This window comes from Methylobacterium sp. J-072, from assembly GCF_022829425.1.
Classification (GTDB): domain Bacteria; phylum Pseudomonadota; class Alphaproteobacteria; order Rhizobiales; family Beijerinckiaceae; genus Methylobacterium.
On sequence record NZ_JAKSYK010000028.1, the window covers coordinates 15,859 to 29,888 of the forward strand.

At 70.6% G+C, this 14,030-nt stretch carries 12 protein-coding genes and 2 riboswitches; of the genes, 7 read left to right on the plus strand and 5 right to left on the minus strand.

All coding sequences use genetic code 11. From position 1 onward, the window contains the following. Positions 1 to 11 precede the first annotated feature (11 nt). Positions 12 to 3,290, minus strand: coding sequence for a DUF2126 domain-containing protein (locus MKK67_RS02190; RefSeq protein WP_243961865.1), 3,279 nt, complete (start codon positions 3,288 to 3,290; stop codon positions 12 to 14). A 225-nt stretch (positions 3,291 to 3,515) separates the two neighbouring features. Here MKK67_RS02190 and MKK67_RS02195 point away from each other — a divergent pair, with 225 nt between their 5' ends. After that, on the plus strand, positions 3,516 to 4,700 hold the full coding sequence (locus MKK67_RS02195; protein WP_243961866.1) for a putative zinc-binding metallopeptidase: 1,185 nt from the start codon (positions 3,516 to 3,518) through the stop codon (positions 4,698 to 4,700). 16 nt (positions 4,701 to 4,716) lie between these two features. On the opposite strand, the gene MKK67_RS02200 is transcribed toward MKK67_RS02195, so the two are convergent. The 3 genes from MKK67_RS02200 to mntR are packed head-to-tail and all read right to left on the minus strand — an operon-like array spanning position 4,717 to position 5,864. Then, a complete protein-coding gene (locus tag MKK67_RS02200; RefSeq protein WP_243961868.1) occupies positions 4,717 to 5,076 on the minus strand; it encodes a DUF6883 domain-containing protein in 360 nt (119 codons plus the stop codon). Next, positions 5,073 to 5,333, minus strand: coding sequence for a DUF4926 domain-containing protein (locus MKK67_RS32520; protein ID WP_279601392.1), 261 nt, complete (start codon positions 5,331 to 5,333; stop codon positions 5,073 to 5,075). Before MKK67_RS32520 ends, MKK67_RS02200 begins: the two co-directional genes overlap by 4 nt. A 51-nt stretch (positions 5,334 to 5,384) precedes the next feature. Beyond that, on the minus strand, positions 5,385 to 5,864 hold the full coding sequence (gene mntR, locus MKK67_RS02210; protein ID WP_243961872.1) for a manganese-binding transcriptional regulator MntR: 480 nt from the start codon (positions 5,862 to 5,864) through the stop codon (positions 5,385 to 5,387). Positions 5,865 to 6,023: 159 nt separating this feature from the next. On the opposite strand from mntR, the gene MKK67_RS02215 reads away from it, so the two are divergent. Continuing rightward, on the plus strand, positions 6,024 to 7,382 hold the full coding sequence (locus tag MKK67_RS02215; RefSeq protein ID WP_409568357.1) for an Nramp family divalent metal transporter: 1,359 nt from the start codon (positions 6,024 to 6,026) through the stop codon (positions 7,380 to 7,382). Between the two features lie 70 nt (positions 7,383 to 7,452). Here the strand turns inward: MKK67_RS02215 and MKK67_RS02220 are convergent, their stop codons facing one another. Then, positions 7,453 to 7,788 carry a hypothetical protein gene (locus tag MKK67_RS02220; RefSeq protein ID WP_243961874.1) on the minus strand — a complete coding sequence of 112 codons (336 nt, stop codon included), beginning with the start codon at positions 7,786 to 7,788 and terminating at the stop codon, positions 7,453 to 7,455. Positions 7,789 to 7,943: 155 nt separating this feature from the next. Then, positions 7,944 to 8,047: riboswitch (glycine riboswitch) on the plus strand. Positions 8,048 to 8,050: 3 nt separating this feature from the next. Then, positions 8,051 to 8,157: riboswitch (glycine riboswitch) on the plus strand. A 71-nt stretch (positions 8,158 to 8,228) separates the two neighbouring features. On the opposite strand from MKK67_RS02220, the gene MKK67_RS02225 reads away from it, so the two are divergent. The 5 genes from MKK67_RS02225 to cobF all read left to right on the plus strand — a co-directional run bounded on the left by MKK67_RS02225 (position 8,229) and on the right by cobF (position 13,882). Then, positions 8,229 to 9,503 (plus strand): D-amino acid dehydrogenase, encoded by a 1,275-nt coding sequence (locus MKK67_RS02225; protein WP_243961877.1) that lies wholly within the window; start codon positions 8,229 to 8,231, stop codon positions 9,501 to 9,503. Positions 9,504 to 9,664: 161 nt separating this feature from the next. Then, the gene (locus MKK67_RS02230; protein WP_409568358.1) at positions 9,665 to 10,798 is read left to right on the plus strand and encodes a pyridoxal-phosphate dependent enzyme; all 1,134 of its coding nucleotides are present in this window, start codon (positions 9,665 to 9,667) and stop codon (positions 10,796 to 10,798) included. Between the two features lie 56 nt (positions 10,799 to 10,854). Beyond that, entirely contained in the window at positions 10,855 to 11,976 is a 1,122-nt protein-coding gene (locus MKK67_RS02235) for a DSD1 family PLP-dependent enzyme (protein ID WP_243961879.1), read from the plus strand. Positions 11,977 to 12,136: 160 nt separating this feature from the next. Beyond that, on the plus strand, positions 12,137 to 13,078 hold the full coding sequence (locus MKK67_RS02240) for an ornithine cyclodeaminase family protein (protein ID WP_243962000.1): 942 nt from the start codon (positions 12,137 to 12,139) through the stop codon (positions 13,076 to 13,078). Positions 13,079 to 13,126: 48 nt separating this feature from the next. Beyond that, a complete protein-coding gene (cobF, locus tag MKK67_RS02245) occupies positions 13,127 to 13,882 on the plus strand; it encodes a precorrin-6A synthase (deacetylating) (protein ID WP_243961887.1) in 756 nt (251 codons plus the stop codon). Positions 13,883 to 14,030: the final 148 nt, after the last annotated feature.

Sequence of the window (14,030 nt, forward strand, 5' to 3'; positions counted from 1 at the left end):
CCGAACCCCGGTCATGTCGGGGCCGGCGTGCGCAGGTCGAGGGTCAGCGGGAACTCGGCGCTCGTCTCCGCGCGGGGCATCTCGATCCGGCCCGGCGTGTGGCCGAGGGGCTCGAAGCGGGCGAGGCGGCGCCCCTCCGCCTCGTAGGCGTTGACCGGGTGGGTCTCGTAGTTCCGGCCGCCCGGATGGGCGACGTGGTAGCGGCAGCCGCCGAGCGAGCGCCCGCTCCAGACATCGAGGATGTCGAAGGTCAGCGGCGAGTGGGCGGGAATCGTCGGGTGCAGCGAGGAGGCCGGCTGCCACGCCTTGAAGCGCAGGCCGGCCACGGCCTCGCCGGCCCGCCCGGTGCCGGTCATGGGCAGCCGGCGGCCGTTGCAGGCGATGACATGCCGCTCGGGCACGAAGCCCTCGACCTTGATCTGAAGCCGCTCGACCGAGCTGTCGACGAAGCGCACGGTGCCCCCGCTCGTCCCTTCCTCGCCCATCACGTGCCAGGGCTCCAGCGCCTGGCGCAGTTCCATCCGGACCCCGCCCTGCTCGACCACGCCGAAGACCGGGAAGCGGAACTGGGCCTGCGCCTCGAAGGCGACCGGATCGAAAGCGTAGCCTGCCGCCCCGAGATCCTCCAGCACCCCGAGGAAGTCGGCCCAGAGGAAATGCGGCAGCATGAAGCGATCGTGGAGCGTCGTGCCCCAGCGGACACAACCGCCGGTCTGCGGCTCGCGCCACAGCCAGGCCACCAGCGCCCGCAGCAGCAATTGCTGTGCGAGGCTCATGCGGGCATCCGGCGGCATCTCGAAGGCCCGGAACTCCAGGAGGCCGAGGCGCCCGGTCGGGCCATCCGGCGAGTACAGCTTGTCGATGCAGATCTCGGCCCGGTGGGTGTTGCCGGTGACGTCCACCAGGATGTTGCGGAACACCCGATCGACCAGCCAGCGCGGGATGTTGGGGGCGTCGGCGGCCGGGATCTGGGCGAGCGCGATCTCCAGCTCGTAGAGCCCGTCATGGCGTGCCTCGTCCATGCGCGGGGCCTGGCTGGTCGGGCCGATATAGAGGCCGGAGAACAGGTACGAGAGCGCCGGGTGGCGCTGCCAGTAGAGCACCAGGCTCTTGAGCAGGTCGGGCCGGCGCAGGAACGGCGAATCGTCCGGCGTGACGCCGCCCATGACCACGTGGTTGCCGCCGCCGGTGCCGGTATGGCGCCCGTCGACCATGAACTTTTCCGCGCCGAGCCGGGTCTGCCGGGCCTCGGCGTAGAGGTCGGTGGTGATCGCCACCGCCTCGCGCCAGGAGGCGGCCGGGTGGACGTTGACCTCGATCACGCCGGGATCGGGGGTGACCTTGATCAGGCCGATGCGCGCATCGTAGGGCGGCTCGTAGCCCTCGATATGGATCGGCAGCTTCAGCTCGGCGGCGGCGGCCTCGAGATGGGCGGCGAGTTCGAGATACTCGTCGGCGCGCTGGGTCGGGGGCATGAACACCCGCACGATCCCGTCCCGGGGCTCGATGGCGAGCGCCGTGCGCACCGCGACGCCGGTGATGCCGGCGCCGTTGACGACGGTCTTGGCCATCGGGTCGTCGGGGAGGGGGCCGCGGGCCTCCAGCGGGTCCTGCGGCTGGTAATAGGGATAGTGCTCCGGCGGCACGTAGGGCAGGGACGACAGGGGCAGCCGGAAGCCGAGGGGCGAATCACCCGGCACCAGGAAGGCCTGGCCCCGGCGGAAGTCCCACTTTTCCGAGATCCAGACCCGGTCGGCATCGCCGTCCTTGCCGGTGGGCAAGCTTGCGAGCGGCAGGATGTAGCCCGCGGCTTCCCCGAGCCCGCGGGCGTAGACGCGCCGGATCCGGGCGTCGAACTCCACCGAGCCGGACCGGGCGGCCGCCGGCGTGACGTTGACCGGCAGCTCCGCGGCTTTCTTCTCCCAGAGCTCGCCGTCCTCGAAGGCCGGGAACACGTAGTCGGACAGGCCGAGCCGGCGGGCCAGGGTGTCGGCCAGTGCCTTGGCCTGGGCGATGGTGGCGGTCCCCTCAGACCCCTCGCCCGCCTCCGGGGCGATCAGCGCAGAATCCTTCCAGATCGGCTTGCCGTCCTTGCGCCAGTACAGGGCGAAGGCCCAGCGCGGCAGGCTCTCGCCGGGATACCACTTGCCCTGGCCGTAATGCAGCAGGCCGCCTGGGCCGAAGCGGTCGCGCAGGCGCCGGATCAGCGTGTCGGCGAGCCGCCGCTTGGTCGGGCCGACGGCGGCGATGTTCCATTCCGGGGCCTCGAAATCGTCCACCGACACGAAGGTCGGCTCGCCGCCCATGGTCAGCCGGACGTCCTGGGCCACGAGGTCGGCGTCGACTCGCTCGCCGAGCGCGTCCATGGCCGACCAGACCGCCTCGGAATACGGCTTGGTGATCCGGGGCGTCTCGGCGACCCGGGTGATCCGCATCTCAAAGCCGAACTCGGTCTTGGCCGGCTCGGCGGCCCCCGAGATCGGCGCGGCCGAGCGGTAATGCGGGGTCGCGGCCAGGGGGATGTGGCCCTCGCCGGTGAGCAGGCCGGAGGTCGCGTCCATGCCGATCCAGCCGGCGCCCGGTAGGTAGACCTCGGCCCAGGCATGCAGGTCGGTGAAGTCCGCCGACGCGCCGGCCGGACCGTCGACCGCGGTGGTGTCGGGCACGAGCTGGATCAGGTAGCCGGAGACGAACCGGGCGGCGAGACCGATCCGGCGCAGCACCTGCACGAGCAGCCAGGCCGAATCCCGGCAGGAGCCGCTCTTCAGCCGCAGCGTCTCGGCGGGCGTCTGGACGCCCGGCTCCATGCGGACGCCGTAGGCGATCTCGCTGGCGATCATGCCGTTGAGCGCCACCAGGAACAGGACCGTGCTCGGCTCCTCGGGAAGCCGGGCGAGCAGCGCCTCGATCTCCGGCCCGTCCGCGTCCACAGGCACCAGGTAGGGGGCCAGTTCCTCCGACAGGTCAGGCTCGTACGCGAAGGTCCGGACCTGCGCATAATCCTCCACGAAGAAGTCGAACGGGTTGATCACCGCCATCTCGGCGGTGAGATCGACCTCGATCTTCAGCTCGTCGGTCTTCTCCGGGAAGACGAGGCGGGCGAGCCAGTTGCCGCTCGGGTCCTGCTGCCAATTGAGGAAGTGGTTGGCGGGCGTCACCGTCAGCGCGTAGGCCGGCACTTTGGTGCGCGCGTGCGGGGCCGGGCGCAGGCGCACCACCTGGGGACCGAGGCTGATCGGCCGGTCGTAGCGGTAATGCGTGACGTGGTGCAAAGCGGCTTTGATCGACACGATGGCTCCGTCTGAAGATCGAATGCGGTCTCGTAGCCGATACTGGGCGCTACAACGGGTCGATCGTCCCGGGTCCCAGCATGGTTATGTGCCAAGGATGGGGCCACAAGCAATTTCCGTGCGGCGGCCACGGCTTCCGTGGTTCGCCGCCGACCTTGGCCGGAACTTTGCCGGTCGCGCCTATTTGATCGAGAGGTGGGTCGGTAGCCGGCCCGGGACCGCGCGATGAAGCTCTTCCAGTGCCAAGCCTGCGATCAGCCGGTCACCTTCGAGGCGACCGCCTGCGAGAGCTGCGCGCGCCGGCTGGGCTATACCTGCACGGTGCATGAGGTCTCGGCCCTGGAGCCCGTGGCGCTCTCGGCCCATCCGGCCATGGGCGGGGCCCAGACCTTCCACGCATACGCCGATTCCGGCCGGCGCTACCGCTACTGCAACAACGCGCTCTCGGGTGCCTGCAACTGGCTGGTGCCGGAGGACAGCCCCGACATCTTCTGTACCGCCTGCCGGCACAACCGGGTGGTGCCGGACCTGTCGCAAGCCTGGAACCTCACCCGCTGGCGCCAGATCGAGGCGGCCAAGCGCCGGCTGTTCTACTCGCTGCTGCGCCTCGAACTGCCCCTGGCGACCCGGGCCCAGTACACGGACGGGCTGGCCTTCGATTTTCTGGTCGATCCGTCGGAGAGCTTTTCCTACGGGACGCCGGTGCTGACGGGCCATATCAACGGCCTGATCACCATGAACATCGCCGAGGCCGACGACGTCGAGCGCGAGCGGCGCCGGATCCTGTTCGGCGAGCATTACCGGACCCTGCTCGGCCATTTCCGGCACGAGATCGGGCATTACTTCTGGTACCTGCTGGTGATGAACGGGCCGCACATGGCCGAGTTCAGGGCGCTGTTCGGGGACGAGAGCCGGAACTACGTCCGGGCCCTGCAGGACCACTACGCCCACGGCGCCCCGGCCGACTGGGAGGATTCCTACGTCTCGGCCTACGCCACCGCCCACTCCTGGGAGGATTTCGCCGAGACCTTCGCGCATTACCTGCACATCGTCGACACGGTGGAGACCGCCTCGACCTTCGAGCTGCACGTGCGCCCGCGCCTGCGCAACGCCACGGCGGCGCCCACGGTGATCGACTTCGACCCCTACGACACCCAGGACCTCGACCGGCTGATCGAGGCGTGGCTGCCGCTGACCTACGCGATCAACTCCCTGTCCCACAGCATGGGCCAGCCGGCGCTCTACCCGTTCAAGCTGACGCCGACGGTGATCGCCAAGCTCGCCTTCGTGCACGAGCGGATCTACGCCTCCCGCTCCGGCACTCTGCCGGATCCCGGCGAGGCGGGGGCGGAGATGCTCCGCGCGGTGATTTTGGGTTTGCGGCAGAAGGTGGCGGCGCCGACGGTGTGAAGCGTTCGACGGACGGTCAGGGCCGTGGCCGCGGAAGCGGCTTCAGCGTTATGAACCGGGCTGTCCGGGACGGATCGGCATCATCGACCTGCCAGACGGTTCTGACCTGCGGATCCACGCCGGCGCGGGCGGCGAGAGGGCCCTCGAAATACAGCTTGATGGCCCGATAGCCCGGCAGGAATCCCCGAAAATTCGGTCGCCGACCATGATCGAGCAACGCGCCGATCAGGATGTCCGGATTGCCTGGCGTGAACCCGAACGCGGCGAGGAAACGGCACTTCGCAGCGCCGTCCCGATGGCTCGGATTAAGCAGATAGGCGGTGACCTTGGCCGGGGCGATATGAAAGCGGGACGGCCAAGCGTCCGGGTCGGTCACACGATCGCTCGCTCGACAAGGCACACTGTGTCGGCCTCGACTGTCGCCAGCGTGTCGACCGGCTCTGTGAACTCGACCTCGAAGGCCTCCCCATCCGCATAGATCGCCACGACGGTGCCGGTCGTCCCTGCTGGGACCGTCACGTCGTCGTCTCCTAAGACCGCCCGCAGGACCCGAACACGGTCAAGCTCGCGGACCGGCTCGGAACCGAGTCCGCCAACCGGCGGCAGGGGCGATTTCGGACGGGGCGCACGCATCACCCGCACGATACGCCGTCCCACGTCGGACGCAATGCGCCCGGTCCCCGATCACGTCTCCTGCCGCCCCTCCACGAAGGCGCGGAACGCCGCCAGGGTCTCGGCGCTGACATGGTGCTCGATCCCCTCGGCATCCCGCCGGGCGGTCTCGGGACTGACGCCGAGGGTGCACAGGAAGCGCTCGACGATGCGGTGGCGCTCGCGGGCCTGGGTGGCGAGCCGGCGACCGGCCTCGGTCAGGAACACACCGCGATAGGGCCGCTGCTGGACGAAGCCGTCCTCGCACAGGCGCTTGAGCATCTTGGCGACGGTGGGCTGGGCCACACCGAGGCGCGCGGCGATGTCGACCTGGCGGGCCTCGCCGCCGTCGCCGATCAGGTCGTCGATCAGCTCGACGTAATCCTCGACGAGCTCGGAGCGGCGGGCCTCGCGGGCCTGACGGAAGCTCTCCACGTGCCGCTCGGGATCGACCAGCACGGTCTCCGATAAGCCTTGGGTTTCAGAGGCGCTCGGCTCGGACGGTTCCTGCATCGGCTCTCCCTCTCGCCGCCCCCGGCGCCGCCCGACCCCTGTTTAGCAAAGTCCGCCCCCGAGAGGGGAGTCCCGCGATGCCCCTTAAGTCCCCTCTTGAAACCCGCGGCCGATGCCCTGAATATAGCCCAAGCTATATCTTTGAGGGAAGGGTGAGGCATGGCAACGCCGGACGCGGCGACGGTCCCGGAGGGCCAGAGGCCCGGGGGAGGCGCGGCCCAAGGTCGTGCGCCCGGGGCGATGAGCCGGCGGACGGAGCAGGCCATCCGCGACGCCCTCGACGGGCGGCGGGGCGGCCGGGGCCGGTTCCTGCTGTTCGTCGGCCCCGCCGTGACGGCGTCGATCGCCTACATGGACCCCGGCAACTTCGCCACGAACATCCAGGCCGGCGCTCGCTACGGCTACGGCCTGCTCTGGGTGGTGCTGCTCGCCAACCTCACCGCGATGCTGTTCCAGGCACTCTCGGCCAAGCTCGGGATCGTCACGGGCAAGAACCTCGCCGAGCATTTTCGCGACACCGTTCCCCGGAGCGGGCGGTTCGCGGCCTGGGGCATCAGCGAGGTCGCCGCCATGGCCACCGACCTCGCGGAATTTTTGGGCGGCGCGATCGGGCTGTCGCTGCTCACCGGCATGCCGCTGATGGCCGGCATGGCGATCACCGCGGTCGTCACCTACGCGATCCTGCTGCTGGAGCACGAGGGATTCCGGCCGCTGGAGATCGCGATCGGCGTCATGGTCGGCACCATCGGCCTCTGTTACGCAGTCGAGCTCGCCATCGCCCCGGTGGCCTGGGCGGACGCCGCCAAGGGTCTCGTCACCCCAAGAATCCCGGACGCGCAGGCGCTGACCATCGCGGTCGGGATCATCGGCGCCACCGTGATGCCGCACGCGCTGTTTCTACATTCGGGACTGACCCAGGGGCGGGGCAATCCCCGGACCGACGCCGACCGGCGCCTGCTGGTGCGCTACTCGAACCGCGAGGTGGTGGTGGCGCTGCTGCTCGCCGGCCTCGTCAACATCGCGATGGTGATCATGGCGGCGGCCGCCTTCCATGCCGGCCACAGCGAGGTCGCCGAGATCGACCAGGCCTACCGCACCCTGACGCCGCTGCTCGGGCCGGCGGCCGGGGCTGCCTTCCTGGTGTCGCTGCTCGCCTCGGGGATCTCCTCCTCGGTGGTGGGGACGCTCGCCGGGCAGATGGTGATGCAGGGCTTTACCGGCTGGCGCATCCCGCTCCTGGTCCGCCGGCTAGTGACCATGCTGCCGGCCTTCGTGGTGGTGGCGATCGGCGTCGATCCGACCCGGGCGCTGGTCCTGTCCCAGGTGGTGCTGTCGCTCGCCCTGCCGGTGCCGATGGTGGGCCTGGTGGTGTTCACCCGCCGCCGCAGCGTGATGGGGGCCTTCGCCAACGGCCCGCTGACCCAGGCGCTGGCGATCGCCGGGGCAGCCGTGGTGCTCGGCCTCAACATGGTGTTGCTGGCCGCCGCCTTCGGGCTGCCGGTCCCGGGGCTGGAGTGAACCCGTCCGGTTCACACAGCCTCGGCCGAAAGCGGCCCTCAGCACAGCACCAGGGCGGTCGTGTCGACTCTTATCCCGCCACGTCCAAGCTGCGTGCCTCACTCACGAGGTGGTAGAAGCGGCCGTCGAACATCTGCATCACCGCCTCGGTGGCGGCGTGGGATTCCGGGCGGATCGACGAGGCCAGGCAGGCGTCGAGCGCCGCCTGATCGGGAAAGTCCATCTCCAGGATCATGGCGATCGGCCGCGCGTCGGCATCCTTGGAGACCAAGCGCTGCACCCGCACCGCGGTGACCCCGGGGAAGCGCCGCCAGAACGGCTCCAGCTCGTCCCGGACCCGGCGGAAGAACTCGTCCTCGCGGCCGTCGCGCACCGTGCCCTCGTAGATCGCGGTCCTGGTCAGCATCGGGGCGTCTCCGGGGGATTGTCTGCGTCGAGCGGTCAACCGGCGAGGGCCGGGATCGCTCCCGGCGGGTGACAGGGCGGCCGCGCTGTCCGCCGGGGCAGGGGTTCCCGCCTTCACCGGGGCGGCCGAATCGGGGTACCGATACCCCAGCCCATCGCGACGATGCGGGAGAGACCGGGATCCACCCACCAGAGGGGGACCCGGCGCCGACGGAGCAACCGCCCCGGAAACTCTCAGGCACCGGAACCGTGTCGTCAGGGCGATCTGGAGAGCGGTGCAGCGGATCGTCCGTGGGCACCCGCCGAAGGGGACGTCCGTGCCAGCCTCGCCAGGGCCGGCCGGATCAAGCTCTCAGGCACCGGGACAGATGGGGCGCGAAAACCGGCCAACCCGCAGGGGAGGGCCTCACCGCGTCCGCACGTCCTGGAGTTGTTTCGATCATGACCCACATCGCCGTCATCGGCGCCGGCATCACCGGCGTGACCACCGCCTATGCGCTCGCCCAGCGCGGCTACAGCGTCACCGTCCTCGACCGGCAGCGCTACGCCGCCATGGAGACCTCCTTCGCCAATGGGGGCCAGCTCTCGGCCTGCAACGCCGAGGTCTGGAACAAGCTCTCCACCGTGCTCCACGGCATCCAGTGGATGATGCGCCGCGACGCGCCGCTGCTGATGAACCCCACCCCCTCCTGGCACAAGCTGTCCTGGATGGCGGAGTTCATGCGCGAGATCGCCCATTACCGGCAGAACACCGTGGAGACCGTGCGCCTCGCCCTCAAGGCGCGCACGGCCCTGTTCGCCATGGCCGAGGCCGAGGGCATCGATTTCGACCTCAAGACCCGCGGCATCCTGCATTTCTACCGGGACCGGGCGAGCTTCGAGAAGGCGCATGCGGTCAACGCCCTGCTGCGGGAGGGCGGGCTCGAGCGCTACGCCGTCACCCCGGAAGAGATCCGGGCGATCGAGCCGACGCTCGCCGGCGCCTATGCGGGCGGCTACTACACCCCGTCGGACGCCACCGGCGACATCCACACCTTCACCCGGGGCCTCGCGGCCGCCTGCGCCCGCAAGGGCGTCCGCTTCGTCCACGACGCCAGCGTCGAGACGATCGTGGCCGGGGAGGGGGGCTACGCCATCGGCTGGCGTCAAGCAGGCCATCTTGCTGATCGGCCGGCCGCCGACGCGCAGATGCTGCGCGCCGACGCGGTGGTGATCTGCGCGGGCTGCGCCAGCCGGCGCTTCGCCGCCATGCTGGGCGACCGGGTCAACGTCTACCCGGTGAAGGGCTACTCGATCACCGTGAACCTGCTGACCCCGGAGGCGCAAGCTGCGGCCCCGGAGGTGAGCATCCTCGACGAGGCGGCCAAGATCGTCACCAGCCGGCTCGGCGACACGCGCCTGCGGGTCGCCGGCACCGCCGAATTCAACGGCTTCAACCGCGACATCCGCCACGACCGGGTGCAGCCGCTGATCGACTGGACCCGGGAGCAGTTCCCGCTTGTCGACACCGACCGGGTGGTATCCTGGAGCGGCCTGCGCCCGATGCTGCCGAACATGCTGCCCAAGGTCGGCCGCGGCCGCCGGAAGGGCGTGTTCTACAACACCGGCCACGGCCATCTCGGCTGGACCCTCTCGGGCGCCACCGCGGAGCTCGTCGCCGAGGCGGTGGCCGCGGAGCACGCGCCGGAGGCCCTGGGCCTGCCGCTCGCCGCCTGACGGCGGACCCGAATCCCGGCCCGGCAGCAAGGCCGCGGACCGGGACGAAACGCGCCGTCGGTTTCGGGGGGAACGGACGGCGCGTTTCCCAAGATTATTTTGTATACTGCGCCCGAGCCGCCCCGGATCCCCGAGCCGTGATGCGCATGCCTGCTGCCAATATGCCCCCTGCCTATATCGACCCCGCCACCGGCGCCTCCTACCCGATCGAGATCCCGCGCTGGCGGGGCGATTCGGGCGGCCCGCTGATGATCTCGCCGCTGCCCGGGATCGACCGGGGGCAGATCGATACCGGGGAGCGCTCGCTCTGGCGCTACGCCGCGTCCTTGCCGGTGGCGGTCACGGATCCGGTCTCGCTGGGGGAGGGCTGCACGCCGCTGGTGCGCCGGCCCTGGCGGGGGCGCCACGCCCATTTCAAGCTCGAATGGTTCGCCCCCTCGGGCAGCTTCAAGGATCGGGGCGCCTCCGTGATGCTGTCGATCCTGCGCCAGCAGGGCGTCGAGGCAGTGCTGGAGGACTCGTCCGGCAACGGCGGCGCCGCGGTGGCGACCTACGCGGCCGCCGCCGGGATGCGGGCCAAGATCCTGGTCCCGGCCTCGACCTCGCCGGCCAAGACCGTGCAGATGCGCGCCGCCGGCGCCGAGGTCGAGCTGATCCCCGGCACCCGCCAGGACACCGCGGACGCGGCCGTGCGACAGGCGGACGCGATCTTCTACGCCAGCCACAATTGGCAGGCGCATTTCCTCCAGGGCACCAAGACGCTGGCCTACGAGCTGTGGGAGGATCTCGGATTCACCGCCCCCGACGCCGTGATCATCCCGTGCGGGGCGGGCAGCAACGTGCTCGGCTGCGATATCGGCTTCTCGGAGCTGCTGCGCCGGGGCGCGATCGCCCGCCTGCCCCGCCTCTACGCGGTACAGCCGGCCCAGTGCGCGCCCCTGCATGCCGGCTTCCAGGCGGAGGCCGAGGATTTTCTGCCGGTCACCCCGGGCCCGACGCTGGCCGAGGGCGCCTCCATCGCCCAGCCGGTGCGCGGCCGTGCGGTGCTGGCGGCGCTCCGCCGGTCCGGGGGCGGCACCGTGGCGGTGTCCGAGCCGGCGATCGAGGCGGCGCTCATGGAGCTCGCCCGCTCCGGCCTCTACGTCGAGCCAACCTGCGCGATGGCCGCGGCGGCGCTGACCGACCTGACCGCCAGCGGCGCGATCGGGCCCGACGAGACCGTCGTGGCGGTGCTCACCGGCACCGGCATCAAAGCGACGCCGCGCATCGCCGAGCTGTTGGGACTTGCCCCGTGACCTGAGCGCCCTCGACCGCGAACCAAGAAGACGCCCCGACCAGGAGGAGACACCCTATGCGCAACAACATTCCCGCCCGCGTCGGCATGCCGGTCGAGGAGGTCGACACCCCCTGCCTGATGGTCGATCTCGAAGCCTTCGAGCGCAACGTCGACAAGCTCGGGCGCTTCATGAAGGAGAACGGCCTGCGCCATCGGGCCCACGCCAAGACGCACAAATCCTCCGACATCGCGACCGTGCAGATCGAGCGCGGCGGGGCCTGCGGCGTCTGCTGCCAGAAGGTCAGCGAGGCCGAGGCCCTGGTGAGCGCCGGCATCCGCGACGTGCTGGTGTCGAACCAGGTCGTGGCGCCCCAGAAGATCGAGCGCCTGGCGGCCCTGGCCAAACGGGCGCGGGTGCTGGTCTGCGTCGACGACCTCGGCAATGTCGATGATCTGTCGGCAGCCGCGGTGAAGTATGGCGTCACCCTCGAGGCCCTGGTGGAGATCGATGTCGGCGCCGGCCGCTGCGGCGTCGCCCCCGGCGAGCCCGCGGTGGTGATCGCGAAAAAAATCGCGGCGGCGCCGGGGCTCACATTCGCCGGGCTGCAGGCCTATCAGGGCCGGGCGCAGCACGTGCGCGACTACGCCGAGCGCAAGGCCCTGATCCAGACGGCGATCGACGACACGAAGCGCACGATTGACCTGCTGAAGGCCGAAGGCCTCGATTGCGCCATCGTGGCGGGCGCCGGCACCGGCAGCTTCGCCCTGGAGGGCGGCAGCGGCGTCTACAACGAGCTGCAATGCGGCTCCTACGTCTTCATGGATGCCGACTACCAGCGGGTGAAGGATGCGAGCGGCCAGCCGATCGGCGATTTCGAGAACAGCCTGTTCATTGTCACGTCGATCATGAGCAAGGCCAAGGCCGATGTTGCGATCTGCGATGCCGGCCTGAAGGCCCAGAGCATCGACAGCGGCCTGCCCCTGGTGTTCGGCCGGAGCGACGTGGAATACGTCAAGTGCTCGGACGAGCACGGGGTGATCAGCGATCCCGGCAACGTGCTCAAGCTCAACGACCGCCTGAAGCTGATTCCGGGCCATTGCGACCCCACCGTCAACGTCTACGACTGGTATGTCGGCGTGCGGGACGGTCGGGTCGAGGCGGTCTGGCCGGTCACCGCCCGCGGCATGACGTTGTAGGGTAGGGGGCGGCTCCCACCCATCCCCCTCATCCTGAGGTGGCCGCGCCAGCGGCCCTCGAAGGAGGGCTCCTGCGAGGCCGAGCGATCGTCGATCGCCCGGCACCTCAGGATGAGGGCGCGGGTGGGAGAGGCCGAATCACAGGAAAGGCTTGCCGCTCATGCGCTTCATCTCGGAAGAGGAATCCGCCGCCCTGGTGGATCACGCCCTGGCGTTCGAGGCGGCCCGGGAGGCGCTGATCGCCGCGGTCGCCCCCGGGACCACCCTGTTCCCGGCGGTGCTCGGGCACGGCTCGGAGCCGACCAACCGGTTCTCGATCAAGTCGGGATCGACGGCCGATTATGCCGGCCTGAAGGTCGGCTCGTTCTGGCCGGGCAATCCCGATCGGGGCCTGCCGCGGCACAATTCGGTGATCCTGCTGTTCGACCAGGCTGTCGGCCGGGTCGACACGGTGATCGAGGCGGGCCGCGTCAACGCCTACCGCACCGCCGCCGCCGACGCGGTGGCGGCGAGCGTCCTGGCCCGGCCGGATTCGGCAGTGCTCGCCGTGTTCGGAGCCGGCAACCAAGCGGAGTTCGAATGCGCGGCGCTCGCCCGGGTCCTGCCGATCCGGACCGTGCTCGTGGTGGCGCGCGACGCGGCCAAGGTCGCGGGGTTTGCCGAGCGCCTGCGCCGGCAGGGGGCCGCGGTCGAGGTGTGGGCAGCCGACCCGCAGGAGGCCTGCCGGGCCGCCGACGTGATCGTGACGGCGACGCCGGCCCGGGCGCCGCTGTTCGAGGCCGATTGGGTCCGCCCCGGCACCCATGTCGCCGCCATGGGGGCGGATGCCAAGGGCAAGCAGGAGCTGCCCCCGGCCCTGCTGGAGCGGGCGGCCCTCTACTGCGACCTGCCCGAGCAATCGCGCACCATCGGCGAGTTCCAGCACGCCCCCGCGGCGGCGGAGCTGCGGGCGATTGGCGCCGTGCTGGGGAGCGGGCAGGGGGGGCGCAACGCGGGGCGGACCGACCCGGAGGCGATCACGGTGTTCGATTCCTCCGGCATCGCCTTGCAGGACCTGACCATCGCCCGGGCGATCCTCGCCAAAGCGGGCGGGCGCGGGTAGGGGACGCCGACGCCGGCCCTCCCCCGCCCCGGCGGAGGACAGCGCGGCATGCAGGACAGGCAGATCCGGGTGATCGGCATCGGCACGGGCGATCCCGAGCACCTGACCCTCCAGGCGGTGCGGGCGCTGGCCGATGTCGATGCGGTGTTCGTGCTCGACAAGCGCGCCGAGACCGCCGACCTCGTGGACATCCGCAAGCGGATCTGCGCCGCCCATATCCAGAAGCCCCACCGGGTCGTCACCGTCGAGGATCCGCCCCGGGAGCGCCGCCCGGCCGATTACGGCGCCACCGTCGAGGCCTGGCACGCGGCCCGGGCCGAGCGGCTGGAGGCGGCCTTCGCGGCGGAGCTCGGGGCCGGGCAGGTCGGGGCGATCCTGGTCTGGGGCGACCCGGCCCTCTACGACAGCACCCTGCGCATCCTCAACCGGATTTCTTCGCGCGGGCGTCTCGCCCTAACCTACGCCGTGATCCCCGGCCTCTCCAGCGTGCAGGTCCTGGCCGCCCGCCACGGCGTGCCGCTCAACGCCATCGGCGGCCCGGTGCTGATCACCACCGGGCGCCGCCTCGCCGCGGGCTGGCCGGAGGGGGCCGACAGCGTCGTGGTGATGCTCGACGGCGATCCGCGCTTCGCCCATCTCGACCCGGACCTGACGATCTACTGGGGCGCCTATCTCGGCAGCCCGGACGAGATTCTGGTGTCCGGCCGCCTCGGCACGGTCGGCGACGAGATCCGAAGGGTCCGGGCCGAGGCCCGAGCCCGGCATGGCTGGATCATGGATATTTATTTGTTACGACGGCTCTGAGCGTAGGAGTTTCTCGTCCTGCACGGCCCTAGCGTGCTGCGCTGTGCGCGCGAATATCCCAATCTCGCACCTCAGGATGAGGGGGAGGATGGGAGGGGTCGGGTCGAACGCGCCCCGTGCGAACGCCGGTCCCCGCCGTGACCCCGCC

Bases quoted from the DNA above. Each gene is read 5' to 3' on its own strand.
- MKK67_RS02195 (WP_243961866.1), top strand. From the start codon at position 3,516: ATGAAGCTCTTCCAGTGCCAAGCCTGCGATCAGCCGGTCACCTTCGAG.
- MKK67_RS32520 (WP_279601392.1), bottom strand. From the start codon at position 5,333: ATGCGTGCGCCCCGTCCGAAATCGCCCCTGCCGCCGGTTGGCGGACTC.
- mntR (WP_243961872.1), bottom strand. From the start codon at position 5,864: ATGCAGGAACCGTCCGAGCCGAGCGCCTCTGAAACCCAAGGCTTATCG.
- MKK67_RS02215 (WP_409568357.1), top strand. From the start codon at position 6,024: ATGGCAACGCCGGACGCGGCGACGGTCCCGGAGGGCCAGAGGCCCGGG.
- MKK67_RS02220 (WP_243961874.1), bottom strand. From the start codon at position 7,788: ATGCTGACCAGGACCGCGATCTACGAGGGCACGGTGCGCGACGGCCGC.
- MKK67_RS02225 (WP_243961877.1), top strand. From the start codon at position 8,229: ATGACCCACATCGCCGTCATCGGCGCCGGCATCACCGGCGTGACCACC.
- MKK67_RS02230 (WP_409568358.1), top strand. From the start codon at position 9,665: ATGCCCCCTGCCTATATCGACCCCGCCACCGGCGCCTCCTACCCGATC.
- MKK67_RS02235 (WP_243961879.1), top strand. From the start codon at position 10,855: ATGCGCAACAACATTCCCGCCCGCGTCGGCATGCCGGTCGAGGAGGTC.
- MKK67_RS02240 (WP_243962000.1), top strand. From the start codon at position 12,137: ATGCGCTTCATCTCGGAAGAGGAATCCGCCGCCCTGGTGGATCACGCC.
- cobF (WP_243961887.1), top strand. From the start codon at position 13,127: ATGCAGGACAGGCAGATCCGGGTGATCGGCATCGGCACGGGCGATCCC.